The organism is Chitinophaga sp. SVR4-12A, assembly GCF_056754765.1.
This window is the reverse complement of sequence record NZ_JBPGWP010000002.1, coordinates 453,697-465,891: the sequence shown is the minus strand read 5'-3', so window position 1 is coordinate 465,891 and position 12,195 is coordinate 453,697. Positions and strand designations below refer to the sequence as shown.

Below are 12,195 nucleotides of genomic sequence, written 5' to 3'. Positions count from 1 at the left end.
ACCCTCGCATATGAAAAATGCCTGCTGTCTTTTGATGGCACAGAAACGCATTATTACGGCTTTGATACGGCATGGGACAGACAATACGATCGGATATTGCAACTGCCTCCCTATGTGCCTGAGAAAATCACTATGCCATATATGTACCTTAGCAGCGGCCGTTCCAATGAGTTTGACTCCGTATATGTTTTCTCACAACACATCCCTGCACAGGAAAAGTATTTCCTGCGCTTTGCGAATGGTTCGCATGAAGACTTCTCCATTTTGGCGCCTATCGCCAAAAAGCTGCAGCCCTCGACACAAAATGTCCATGTGGGAAATTGATTCTGCGCAGTTCAGCACACGTTATTCTACACTCTCCCCATGAGCGGATCAGTAAAGCTGGTCTTCCCTGTTTCTACGCGGCCTGCAAAGCGTTGTTCAAACTGGCTGTTACCTTTCAGCTTGACACTGTGATCGTACCAGCCAAAGCTGTTGTTAAGATCCAGCAACACTTCTTTGGATGCGCCTGCATCCACCAACAGCGTTCGTGTGCGGGTTTTGTACGAATTATCTGTGATCTGTGCTGATACAGCAGCCTTGCTATTATTAACAAGCTTCATTAACAATTGGCCGGTAGGTTTTTGACCTGCACCATATGGATACACGCAGCTAAGGGCCAGCTGCGGATCTTTGCTGCTGCCTTTGAATTCGCGGAAGAAACCATTGGGGCCATGTACCTGTAAATGATACTGGCTGCCCTCAAAGTTACTCAGCTGCCAGGCATCTTCCAGTTTGTCGCCCGCGGTTACTGCATAAGACCATACGCTCATATCTTCGCCTTTATGCCTGCCAGGGGCATATACCGTAAAGGGCGCGCCTGCGGCCTTTTTGCCAAAGGCTTTGTTAGCAGCGGCAAAGGATATTTCAAACGTATTGCCATCCCTGCTCAGCTGACCATCCACGTATAACTCATAAGGCAGCGCATTGGAAGGACGGATACCTTTCTCCTGGCTGGGCATTAAAGTAGTAGCGGCAGGATTGCGGTTGATCAGTGCTATTTCTTCGGGCGTTAGTTTTTTATAATCATTGGGCACTCCCTTAAACTGAGCTTTATGCACGCTTTCGATAAAAGCATCTTTTTCTACAAAAGCGGGCTGTTTGATCTTTTCGCCGTTGTAGGGCCTGAAAACAGAGCTAAGGTTGCCGCACACTGCACGGCGCCAGGCGCTGATATTAGGCTCCTGCAGCGGCTTGCCTGTTTTATGCTGCAGGAAATCTTCCAGGAACTGCAAAGATGAGGTATGATCAAATACCTGTGAGTTCACCCATCCGCCGCGGCTCCAGGGAGAAGCGATCACGAGGGGCACACGGTAGCCCAGGCCGATAGCGCTTTCGCGCTTATGGTCTTCATCGATCCAGGAGCGTTGCTGCTCCTGCTGCCGGCTTACAAACTCTACGCTGGCATCGATGCCTGCGGATACTTTACCGCTTTCTTTATCACGCGGGTTAGGCGCTACAAAGGGAGGTACGTGATCAAAATAACCATCGTTCTCGTCGTAGGTGAGCACAAAGATCGTCTTCTTCCATACTTCCGGGTTCTGGGTGAGGATGTCCATCACTTCAGACACGTACCAGGCGCCGTACCACGCGGAGCTGGGGTGATCAGAGAAATTCTCCGGGGCTACCAGCCAGGACACCGTGGGCAGGGCGCCATTCTTCACATCTTCCCGGAACTGGTACAGGATATCCCCTTTGGGAATGGTCACTTTCCGGCTGGCGTTACCATCCTGGTATTGCAGGGTGGTGAGCTGTCCGAAACCGGGATCGTTTTTATTTACGCTGAATGCTTTTTCGTGCAGGCTTTTCATTTGCGGTGAAAGCTGTGCATATTTTTCACGGGTATACAGCTGCTGGTCTTTCTTCACACGTTCCAGCTCTTCTTTTTTACGCTGGATTGTTTTCTTCAGCGTATCTGCTTTGTCTGCCGTTGCTGCTTCCAGCTGTTTCTCCAGCGCGGCTATTTCAGCAGGTAGTTTAGCGGCGGCCTTATCCAGGTAGTTCAGGTATCTTTCAGACAGCTTTACGTGGTATTGTGTAAAATATTCGATCGGGTTATCGCCGAAGTTGGCCAGCCAGCTGTCTTCTTCGCCGGTGAAGCCGCCTTCCACGCTCAGGTCATTCTGGTAGATCTTCCAGGAAACGCCTCCTTCTTCCAGTCGTTCCGGGTAAGTTTTCCAGCTTACCATGTTGTTGTAATCTGCTTCTTCATTCCATACCAGTGCGGGCGAGCTTTCATGCTGCTTAGCGCGGATGGTGCCCGTCCAGAAATACAGGCGGTTAGGCGTGGTGCCGGTCAGCGAAGAGCAGAAGTGCTGATCGCATACGGTGAAGGCGTCTGCCAGGGCGTAATAGAAGGGAATGTCCTGGCGGGTATAGTAGCCCATGGTCAGGGGCATTTTGGAGTATTCGTGATGGCCGGACTGTTTTACATCCAGCCATTTATCGTATTTGCCGTTGTTGCGGGCATCTACCTGGTTGCTCCAGGAGTGCGGGAGTGAGCCCATCCAGGTCACCCGGGTATCTTTTATATCAAGCCGGAAGGGAGCATAGGTTTCGCCGGCTGCATTTGTTTGCAGCCATACGCTGTTCTTATTGGGCAGGCGGATGGCCCGCGGGTCATTAAAGCCGCGTACGCCCTGTAAAGCGCCATAGCAATGGTCAAAAGAGCGATTCTCCTGCATGAGGAACACGATATGTTCCGCATCCAGGTAGGTGGTGCCAGGGGCAGGATCTATAGCCAGTGCGCGCTGAACGGAAGCCGGTAATGTTGCGAAGCCTGCAGCGCCGGATAACAGGGCTGCTTTTTTGAGAAATTCCCTTCTTGAATCCATGATTGTATACAAATGTTTACAAGCGTAAAAATATTCAAGGTTTGCTAATAACCCAGAACAACTAAATATATTAATACAATGGCAATATAAGCCTGCTTGCAGCACCCCGGAGATCCGCTCACGACGTTGCGCTGTCATCTGGCGACGCTGTTCTCTTGTCTTACAATAGCTGGGAGGAATCTTACTCCTGCACTTTAGGTTCTGTCATGCTAAACCAGTTACCTACGCCATCAGAAATGATGCATTCAATGCCATAGAACTGTTCGCGCGGCGGACATTTAAACTCTACGCCCTTTGCTTTCAGCTCTTCATAGGTGGCTTTGCAATTGGGAGTATATAATACGCCGGCGCCCAGCAGGCCTTTTTCCAGGAGTACGCGCACGGCTTTTTGCGCTTCGAAGTCTAAGCCGGTAATGGGCATGAGGATGATCTCGAGGTCGGGTTGGTCAGGCGGGTTAACGGTTAACCAGCGATAGGCTTCATTGTCTGCGTCCTTACCTGCCTTCACGCCGTCTTCGCAGTTGTCATCCGTCATTACCACGTCGGTATGCACTTTAAAACCGAGTTTGTTAACATAAAAATCGTAAGCCTTGTCTTGGTCCAGCACAAATAAAGAAGTGTGCGACATTTTAGTGATCATAACGGGACATTTGGTTAATATCCAAATTTAACAAACGTACCCGTATTTTTTGTAAATTAAACGTTTGAGGTTTGAAGTTTGAGGTTCATTAATGTTACAGGTTCAGGACAAGTTACCGGTTTGGAACATTTAACCTCCAACGAACCTCAAACTTCAAACCTCAAACTTCAAACCTTGAAGAGTTATGAACAGGAGGACTTTTCTTGCCAATACAGCGCTGAAAGCCATCGGTACCGCTTTACCTTTTACATTAACTGCACGCAGCCGGATGAAGGAAGATACGATTATCATCAACGCCGGTGTTCCCGGCAACAATACACAAGACCTGCTGGAACGGCTGGATAAAGACTGTCTGGCGCATAAGCCCGAATTGACCATCCTGATGGCAGGCACCAACGACGGGCTGAACCATGCGAAATACCTTCCTGCGGGCGTTTATAAAGAGAATCTGCAGCAGCTGGTACAACGTATCAGCGACAGTGGCAGTAAAGTGCTGTTAATGACCCTGCTGCCTTTTTACAGTCCTTACCTCCTTACCCGCCATCCCGCCGCCTTCTTTGCCACGGAAAGCCCGGAAGAACGGAGAATAGCGCTCAATAATATCATCAGGGAGATGGCCGGCACGATGCAAACAAACCTGCTGGATATGGGGAACCTGTTTGAGAAGATTGGCAATATCGGCACGGAAGCCAGCTGCCTGCTGTTGAATGAGTCCAACAGTCCCAGGAAGGACGGCGTACACCCTACTCCCGATGGCTACCGGGTGATAGGCCTGGCCGTTTACGATTATATCATGTACAATCAGCTGCCTGCCGGCCGCATTGTATGCTTTGGCGACAGTATCACCTGGGGAGACGGCAGCCTTGACAACGCCAGTTACCCGGCTTATTTAAAAAGGCTGATCCAGGGGTGAGAAAGGATTTACCAATGGGCGCTGACGGGCGGCATGCCTGCCCTGCAACCATTTGTTCAGTTTATAGCAAAGAAAAGACGTTCCGGCGCCCACCACGGCTCCTGCAAATACGTCGCTGGGATAGTGGCGCCCCAGGTACATCCTGGAATAGCCCACCGCTCCGGCATACGCAAAAGAGGGCACTATCACATACCATTTCGGGTACTGAAGGCTCAGCATCGTGGCGGTGGAAAAGGCCATGGAAGTATGCCCAGAGGGGAATGAATAGGTATCATCATACACATTGGTATGAATATCAGGGTATTTGGAGATAGGGCCTTTCGCGGCGGATGGTATTCTTTCCCGCAAAGGTGATCAGTTGTGTAACTCCCTGGCCTGCAAGGCTTACCCAACCATTGCGGATCGTTTGTTTATCGCCGGTACTGTAGCCCACGGCCAATTGGGCAAGGGGTACACCTGCCGCAACGAAATAGACGCTTTTACTAAAGCCATTCATGGCCTTATACGTCATCTCTGTTTTGTCAGAATTGTAATTAACAGACCTTAGCCATTTAATGTCAAGGCTTTGTGCCTGCGCGCCATTACCTCCAAATAAGAACAGCTGTAGTACTATTGTAACAGCACAGATTTTCGCAACCAGTTGATCTTTCATTGTACAGTTTAAAAACAAGCAAATTTAGGTAGGGATTCTGAAGCATTTCTGTAGGCCCCTGCACCTGATAACGCCTGCTGGCCTATCTTTGTTATACCTGAAATGTTAAAATCTTCCTAATGGCGAAGCAACCCAAAACACTCCCCAACGAGAACGATGTACAGGCCTTCCTGGACACTGTACCGGACGAAAAGAAACGCCGCGATTGTTTTACTGTGCTGCAGCTGATGCAGGAGGTGACCGGTTATCCCCCGAAGATGTGGGGCCCCGGCATTGTGGGCTTTGGCAGCTATCACTATAAGTATGAAAGCGGCCATGAAGGAGATGCTCCCCTGTCCGCCTTTTCTCCCCGCAAGGAGGCAATCACTTTTTACGTAATGCTTGAGGCCGGCAATAATCAGGACCTTCTGCAAAAGCTGGGAAAACACAAAACGGGCAAAGGGTGCCTCTATATTAAAAAATTGGAGGATGTGGATACCACGGTGTTAAAACAACTGGTAATTGCGTCAACACGCTTCCTGAAGTCAAAGTACTCCACTGAATAATATCATGCGCTGGAACGTAGCGGATTCATCCTATGCGAAGGTAAGAGCGCCGGCCATTAGCATCTTTCATCTAATATTTTCTGTAACGCGGGGGAAATACCTGATTTTGAAAGATATTTTACAACATTCAGCTGCTCGCAATCTATAAAAATTCGGTAAATTTAATCCACTAGTCTTTCCTTAGAACCATCTAAATCCAAACCGATGAGACCAAAAATACTATTGATCATCGATGACGATCCCGACGACCGGGAGTTCTTTTGCGAGGCGCTGAAAGAGGTTGATAGGTCCGCTGTTTGCTATACCTGTAAAAACGGACTCGAAGCGCTTAACATACTAGACACAGATCGGTATCCTATACCTGACTTCATTTTCCTGGACCTGAACATGCCTATGCTAAGCGGCAAGCAATGCCTTAGAGAGTTGAAGAAGATAAGAAAGCTCGACCAAACCCACATTATTATTTACACCACTTCAAAACTTACAGATGATTGTTCGGAAACCATTCAAATGGGCGCCATGCATTTTCTGACCAAGCCAACTACCTACGGTGACCTATGCGAAGCCCTTTCAAATGTGTTGTCTAAAAACTGGACTTTTGTAAAATAACCATGCTTAACCGGATGTGAGCAATTATAGGAAACTACAACCTTATCTTTACCGAAAACAACCCCGCAGCTAATTCCTGTTTGTAATTCATTACCATCGTAACAGCGTTATTGCACCAATGCACTAACCTGTTGCAAATATGCCACGCTACGTTGTTCTGTAGCTGTATGAAGCTGAACGTCTGCAGGGATGAGCTGCATCCGCAATTCCCTGTAGATACGAACACAATGCAGTAAAGCTTCTGAAATAGCGGCAGGATCGTAGTCGGCTACTGTAGCAATCAGGTCGTCCATGTCTGCAGGAGGCAGTTCTTTTTCCAGCTTGCGCAAGGCCTTGGGACGAAGCCCGTTCTTTACCTGCATGAGCGGCGCCAGCACCCTGGCACGCAGGAAACCTATGCCGTCCAGGGCTTCAAAGTACTCTCCCCTGCCCAGCTTAGTAGCAATGTAGTGCAACCATGTCCAGAAACGATCTTCCAGCCACTGATAGTCCGGGTAAGGCCAGACAGCAGTGGTAGTAATAATAACATTGGCCAGGGCTCCTTCCCTGTCCAGCAGGATATCCGGGTCTTCAATACGGTCATGGAACTCGGGCAAGGTCAGGAACTTAATGTCTACATGCAAAAGAGGATCATCATATAAACAGATCAACAAACGGGGCTCTCCTACATGCTCTCCTGTAAAGGCGTTCAACAATTTTCCCAACTGGCCCGCATAAGCTTCCATAGCAGGTTTGTTGCTTACCTGCTCTTTCGTAACCAGTACAAGATCCAGGTCAGAATAAGGGTCTATCTCATTGGTAATCCAGGAACCGGCTACTGCGAGGCCGATCACACCGGGGTCATTCTTTAATAGCTCCGCTGCTCTTTTTGCAAATTGCTGCTGTATCATAATAATACCTGCTGAAGAATTTTTTATACTTTCCTACTAGTTTAGTAGACTTTTTGAAAAGTAACATTATCTTTGTATCCGGATTTGGCGCCCACCAGGCCAGATGCTCAACAATTACTATTGTTATGGGAGCAACATCAACCATCAATTCTTCATTATCACTATTATCCAGGCCGGCCGCCCACCCGGGCCACTACTGCGTTATCCTGTTAAAGGAATGCTGTTGTTGTTAGGGCTGGTTTCCTCTTTCCTGTTTGACTATTGCGTGGACAATGATCGCTATTCCAGATACAGGATATTTTTAATTTAAAACCAACATTTATATACAAAAAGGTTTCGCCGAAAGAACCCGGTAAAAAGATTTTACCGGGAAGGGATGAGATCAGTCCAGTAACGCCAATCACTTACTGATCATCATCGCTGATTTACATTAACGATAAAACATCATTAACATGAATCTGTTCCAAAGGTATAAAAAATATACCTGCCGCTACCGTATTTCCTTTTCCCTCCTGTTTTTCCTGCTGCTTACCGGGCCTGCATTATGGGCACAGAACAACAATGTGCTGCTCACCGGGCGCGTCTACGATGAAAGAACAAAGGACCCCTTGCCTGCCGCCGTGGTGCGCATCAAGGGCACTACACACAGCGTGGTAACAGATAACAACGGCGCGTTTAAATTTGTGACCGGACAACGTGTGCCTGTGACTTATATTATCAGTTATGTAGGTTACAAAACGGCAGAGATCAACGTTGACAGTTACGGTAACCTGGACATTCCCCTACAGGAAGCTAATACCCAGCTAAATGATGTGGTGGTGGTAGGCTATGGTACCCAAAAAAAGAGTGACCTCACCGGATCTGTGGCTTCTCTGCCCAAAGCTGTGCTGGCGCTGCCTGCCGTTTCTTTTGACAACCTGCTGCAGGGCGCTGTATCCGGTATCGCTGTTACACAAAGCTCCGGCCAGCCGGGCAGTACTGCTACCATCCGCGTACGCGGCGGCAATTCCATCTCTTTTGGCAACGAGCCTTTATATGTGATAGATGGTTTCATCGTATATAACAATAATGATTACACGAATACCGGCGCATCCAACGGCGCCAGTGTGAACGCCCTGTCTACCATCAACCCCAGCGACATTGAATCTGTGGAGATCCTGAAAGATGCCTCCGCCACTGCCATCTACGGCTCGCGTGGCGCCAACGGCGTGGTGCTGATCACCACCCGCAGGGGTAAAAGAGGCAGCAGTGATGTGCACTATAGCACCTATGTAGGACGGCAGCAGGTGTCTAAAAAGCTCGATCTGCTCAATGCCTCGCAATGGGCCTCGCTGGTGAATGATATCAATGTAAGCGATGGAAAAACGAAAACCTTTACAGATGCACAGATCGCCGCGCTAGGCGAAGGCGCTGACTGGCAAAATGCCGGCCTCCGTGACGCCACGATACAGCACCATGAGCTGTCTGTCTCCGGCGGAGATGATAAGAACCGTTACCTGGTCTCCGGTAACTATTTCAACCAGCAGGGCACCCTGCTCAATACCGGTTTCAAACGCTACTCCGGCCGTGTTAACTACGAAAGGATCGTGAATGAACGATTCAAGGTGAACACCAATATCTTCGGCAGCCAGGCATCGGCAGATAAATTGTTCGGTCCTCCTTATAACAGCATCAATTTTTCCGGCGCTTATCCCAGCCTGATCCTATCTTCCCCCGTGGCGAAGATCTGGAACGAGGACGGCAGCTACAACATCAGCAGCCCCTATACCACTACGCCCACCAATCCCCTGCAGGATATTACCGCCACTACCAACCGCAGTAACATCACGCGCGTGCTGGGTAACATCTCCGCCGAATACAGGCTGCTGAAAGAGCTGGTGGTAAAAGTAACAGCGGGTGCAGACCTGCTGAACACCAAGCAGAATTATTATGCGCCTTCCAACACGGCTGCACCGGCGGGCAGCTCTAACGGCTACTCTGCCGGCGGATATGCCTCCGTTGGCAGCGGAACGGCAGTGACCTGGCTGAACGAGAACACGCTTACCTGGGATCATTCCTTTGAAGACAAGCACTTCGTGAATGTACTGGCAGGCTATACCACGCAGTTTGCAAAAGACGAATCTGCAGTGGCCAGTGCACAGAAGTTCCCGAACGATCTTACGGAATATGATAACCTGAGCTATGCCGCCACCGCTTTGCTACCGATATCAAACGCCCATCAGTCTACCTTGAATTCTTACCTGGCCAGGGTGAATTACTCTTATAAACACAAGTACAACGTGACCATTTCAGAGCGGGCTGACGGCTCTTCTAAACTGGGCGCAAACCATCGCTGGGGCTTCTTCCCGGCTATCGGACTGTCGTGGAATGTCAGCCAGGAAGATTTCTTCAAACCACTGAGCCGCAATATCAGCAACCTCAAAGTAAGGCTGAGCGCAGGCCGTACCGGTAACTCGGAAGTGCCGCCTTACAGCTCACTGGCGGCGCTGGCGCCCACCAACTATTATTTCAACGGCGCACTGGTAACGGGCATCGCCCCGCTGCAGATCACCAACCCTGAACTGAAATGGGAAACCACTACCCAGTACAATGCCGGTGTTGACCTGGGCCTTTTTAATGATCGTGTAAATCTGATCTTTGATGTATACTACAAAAAGACCAGCGACCTGCTGCTTAACGTACCCTTCCCTCTATATACCGGTTATGCCAGCTCCCTGCAGAATGTGGGCAGCGTAGAGAACAAGGGAATAGAGCTGAGCCTGAACACGAATAATATCAAAACAGAGAATTTCAGCTGGCGCTCTACCCTGGTATTTGCCGCCAACCGGAACAAAGTGCTGAACCTGGGAGGCGCCGGCAGCTTCTTCCCCCTGGCGCCTACAGGCCAGGTATCACCGGTGATCGTGCAGGTGGGATTGCCCGTGAGCACTTTCTGGGGCTATAGCACCCAGGGCCTGCTCAGCGCCACAGATGTATCGAAAGGCGCCCCGCTGCTGGCAGGCGTGTCGCAACGGGAAGGCGACCGCAAGTATGTTGACTGGAACGGCGATGGTGTGGTGACCACCACCGATAAGCACAACCTGGGCAGCGCACAGCCGAAGTTCACTTTCGGTTTTTCCAACACGCTGAACTACCAGCATTTTGACCTGTCTTTCTTCTTCCAGGGTTCCTATGGCAACAAGATCTTCAACCTGCTGCAGCAAAAGCTGGAGATCCCTACCCTTTCGCTGAATGCATCGGCTACCCTGCTGGACAGATGGAGCCCGGGCAACCCGAACGGCACTTTCCCAAAAGCCACCAATGCACCGGTAGCGCAGGTAACAGACAAATACATTGAAGATGGTTCCTATGCCAAGCTGAAAAACATCACCCTGGGTTATACGCTTTCACAAGGCATCGTTTCCAGGATCCATGCCAAACAGCTACGCGTATACGTTTCTGCACAGAACCTCTTAACCATTACCAGCTACAGCGGCTACGACCCGGAAGTGAATTTCTATGACAGCGACAATACCAAACAGGGGATCGACTACGGCATCTATCCGCCTTCCAAAACTTTCCTGGCCGGTTTGAACGTCACCTTCTAATTCAATAAAAAAAAGAACAATGCAAAGATTATATATACTGTTATTGCTTGCAGGCAGCTTATCTGTATCCTGCAATAAACTGTCGGAAAACCCGGATTCCATTATCACCGGTCCCCAGTTCTATAAAACAGAATCGGATGCCAGGGCTGCTGTAGCGGCGGCATACAGCACGCTGAACAGCGATCCTGCCGCTGATTTCCCGATCTATGGCAGGAACCTGAACCTGCTAACCGGCAATGGCAGCGACGACCAGGTGTTCAGTCCTTCCAATACCAACCCCGATGTGCGGGCCCTGGGCACCGCCACCTATGTGGCCACCAACGACCGCGTAAAGAAAAGCTGGCAACAGCACTATTACGGCATCAGCAGGGCCAATGTAGCGATTGACAATATTCCTGGCATCCCCATCGATACCGCACTGCGCTCGCAGCTGGTAAGGGAGGCAAAATTTATACGGGCGCTGTTGTACTTTAACCTGGTACGCTTTCATGGTGATGTGCCTTTAATACTGCATGATCCCACTACCGTGGACGTAAACAAACTGCTGGTGCCCCGCACCTCCAGAGACAGTGTGTACCAGCAGATCATTGCAGATCTTACAGATGCTACCAGGCTGCCCAAAACCTTTACCGGCGCGGATAAAGGCAGGGCTACCAGCGGTGCGGCACACGGGCTGCTGGCCAAGGTGTACGTTACCCGCCGCCAGTGGGCTGCTGCCCTTGCCGAATTACAGCGGGTGATCAATGGCGGTTACGGCTATGATCTCTTCGACAATTACCAGGACGCTTTCCAGAAAGCTACCAAGAATGGCAAGGAGCATCTCTTCTCCGTACAGTTTGAGACCAACCTGGGCGCGAAGAACAGTACGCAGTTTGTCAGCTCCGGCGCCTTTAACTCTTTCAATGTGGCCGTATACCCAGGCGATCTCCCTTCAGACAGCCTTTACCAATTGTTTGATGAGTATGACACCCGCCGTTCCGTTACCTTCTTTACCCAACTGTATAATGCGGCCACCGGCAAGATAGTAGACTTCGGCGCACCGCGCTTTGCCAAGTTCATCGACTACAGCCTCTCGCCGCTCACCAACCAGGCCCAGAGCGGCATCAATTACCCGGTGCTCCGCTACGCAGACATCCTGTTGTTGTATGCTGAAACGCTGAATGAAATAAACGGCGGTCCTACCGCTGATGCTTATACGGCAATCAACCTCGTACGCAGCAGGGCCCATGTAGCTGATCTGGCCGGCAGCCTTAACCAGTCGCAATTCAGGGAAGCGGTGTTCCTGGAAAGAAGGAAGGAGTTCATACAGGAAGGTAACCGCTGGTTTGACCTGGCCCGGAGGGGTGGCACGTACCTGTATGATGCACTGAAAAAACTCCCGGCCAAAACCGGGGCAGCGGTGAAGGATACCTTGTATCCCATTCCGCAAAGCGAGAGAGACCTGAATCCATTGCTCACACAAAATCCCGGCTGGTAAGCCCATCGA

At 50.1% G+C, this 12,195-nt stretch carries 11 protein-coding genes; 6 read left to right on the top strand and 5 right to left on the bottom strand.

All coding sequences use genetic code 11. The features are described 5' to 3' along the window. Window positions 1–141: 141 nt before the first annotated feature. A complete protein-coding gene (locus tag ACR9Y8_RS28335) occupies window positions 142–324 on the top strand; it encodes a hypothetical protein (RefSeq protein WP_481216669.1) in 183 nt (60 codons plus the stop codon). A 26-nt stretch (window positions 325–350) separates the two neighbouring features. On the opposite strand, the gene ACR9Y8_RS28330 is transcribed toward ACR9Y8_RS28335, so the two are convergent. Together ACR9Y8_RS28330 and ACR9Y8_RS28325 are read right to left on the bottom strand one after the other, a co-directional pair. Continuing rightward, on the bottom strand, window positions 351–2,873 hold the full coding sequence (locus tag ACR9Y8_RS28330) for a phosphocholine-specific phospholipase C (RefSeq protein ID WP_481216668.1): 2,523 nt from the start codon (window positions 2,871–2,873) through the stop codon (window positions 351–353). Between the two features lie 181 nt (window positions 2,874–3,054). Further along, entirely contained in the window at window positions 3,055–3,513 is a 459-nt protein-coding gene (locus ACR9Y8_RS28325) for a VOC family protein (RefSeq protein WP_481216667.1), read from the bottom strand. Window positions 3,514–3,697: 184 nt separating this feature from the next. Between ACR9Y8_RS28325 and ACR9Y8_RS28320 the strand changes: the two genes are divergently transcribed. Continuing rightward, window positions 3,698–4,426 carry an SGNH/GDSL hydrolase family protein gene (locus ACR9Y8_RS28320; RefSeq protein WP_481216666.1) on the top strand — a complete coding sequence of 243 codons (729 nt, stop codon included), beginning with the start codon at window positions 3,698–3,700 and terminating at the stop codon, window positions 4,424–4,426. Here ACR9Y8_RS28320 and ACR9Y8_RS28315 read toward each other — a convergent pair. Beyond that, the gene (locus ACR9Y8_RS28315; protein WP_481216665.1) at window positions 4,403–4,774 is read right to left on the bottom strand and encodes a phosphatase PAP2 family protein; all 372 of its coding nucleotides are present in this window, start codon (window positions 4,772–4,774) and stop codon (window positions 4,403–4,405) included. The two genes, ACR9Y8_RS28320 and ACR9Y8_RS28315, sit on opposite strands and share 24 nt — an antisense overlap. After that, window positions 4,722–5,078 carry a hypothetical protein gene (locus tag ACR9Y8_RS28310; RefSeq protein ID WP_481216664.1) on the bottom strand — a complete coding sequence of 119 codons (357 nt, stop codon included), beginning with the start codon at window positions 5,076–5,078 and terminating at the stop codon, window positions 4,722–4,724. The genes ACR9Y8_RS28315 and ACR9Y8_RS28310 overlap by 53 nt, the downstream gene beginning before the upstream one ends. A gap of 119 nt (window positions 5,079–5,197) precedes the next feature. On the opposite strand from ACR9Y8_RS28310, the gene ACR9Y8_RS28305 reads away from it, so the two are divergent. Both ACR9Y8_RS28305 and ACR9Y8_RS28300 read left to right on the top strand, forming a co-directional pair. After that, entirely contained in the window at window positions 5,198–5,623 is a 426-nt protein-coding gene (locus ACR9Y8_RS28305) for a DUF1801 domain-containing protein (RefSeq protein WP_481216663.1), read from the top strand. Between the two features lie 204 nt (window positions 5,624–5,827). Beyond that, the gene (locus ACR9Y8_RS28300; protein WP_481216662.1) at window positions 5,828–6,232 is read left to right on the top strand and encodes a response regulator; all 405 of its coding nucleotides are present in this window, start codon (window positions 5,828–5,830) and stop codon (window positions 6,230–6,232) included. Between the two features lie 107 nt (window positions 6,233–6,339). Here the strand turns inward: ACR9Y8_RS28300 and ACR9Y8_RS28295 are convergent, their stop codons facing one another. Continuing rightward, window positions 6,340–7,122, bottom strand: coding sequence for an aminoglycoside 6-adenylyltransferase (locus ACR9Y8_RS28295; RefSeq protein ID WP_481216661.1), 783 nt, complete (start codon window positions 7,120–7,122; stop codon window positions 6,340–6,342). Window positions 7,123–7,574: 452 nt separating this feature from the next. Between ACR9Y8_RS28295 and ACR9Y8_RS28290 the strand changes: the two genes are divergently transcribed. Together ACR9Y8_RS28290 and ACR9Y8_RS28285 are read left to right on the top strand one after the other, a co-directional pair. Continuing rightward, entirely contained in the window at window positions 7,575–10,709 is a 3,135-nt protein-coding gene (locus tag ACR9Y8_RS28290) for a SusC/RagA family TonB-linked outer membrane protein (protein WP_481216660.1), read from the top strand. Window positions 10,710–10,728: 19 nt separating this feature from the next. Then, the gene (locus ACR9Y8_RS28285) at window positions 10,729–12,186 is read left to right on the top strand and encodes a RagB/SusD family nutrient uptake outer membrane protein (RefSeq protein WP_481216659.1); all 1,458 of its coding nucleotides are present in this window, start codon (window positions 10,729–10,731) and stop codon (window positions 12,184–12,186) included. The last annotated feature ends 9 nt before the right edge of the window (window positions 12,187–12,195 follow it).

Coding starts and splice junctions, on each gene's coding strand:
- ACR9Y8_RS28335 (WP_481216669.1), top strand. CDS start 142: ATGTACCTTAGCAGCGGCCGTTCCAATGAGTTTGACTCCGTATATGTT.
- ACR9Y8_RS28330 (WP_481216668.1), bottom strand. CDS start 2,873: ATGGATTCAAGAAGGGAATTTCTCAAAAAAGCAGCCCTGTTATCCGGC.
- ACR9Y8_RS28325 (WP_481216667.1), bottom strand. CDS start 3,513: ATGATCACTAAAATGTCGCACACTTCTTTATTTGTGCTGGACCAAGAC.
- ACR9Y8_RS28320 (WP_481216666.1), top strand. CDS start 3,698: ATGAACAGGAGGACTTTTCTTGCCAATACAGCGCTGAAAGCCATCGGT.
- ACR9Y8_RS28310 (WP_481216664.1), bottom strand. CDS start 5,078: ATGAAAGATCAACTGGTTGCGAAAATCTGTGCTGTTACAATAGTACTA.
- ACR9Y8_RS28305 (WP_481216663.1), top strand. CDS start 5,198: ATGGCGAAGCAACCCAAAACACTCCCCAACGAGAACGATGTACAGGCC.
- ACR9Y8_RS28300 (WP_481216662.1), top strand. CDS start 5,828: ATGAGACCAAAAATACTATTGATCATCGATGACGATCCCGACGACCGG.
- ACR9Y8_RS28295 (WP_481216661.1), bottom strand. CDS start 7,122: ATGATACAGCAGCAATTTGCAAAAAGAGCAGCGGAGCTATTAAAGAAT.
- ACR9Y8_RS28290 (WP_481216660.1), top strand. CDS start 7,575: ATGAATCTGTTCCAAAGGTATAAAAAATATACCTGCCGCTACCGTATT.
- ACR9Y8_RS28285 (WP_481216659.1), top strand. CDS start 10,729: ATGCAAAGATTATATATACTGTTATTGCTTGCAGGCAGCTTATCTGTA.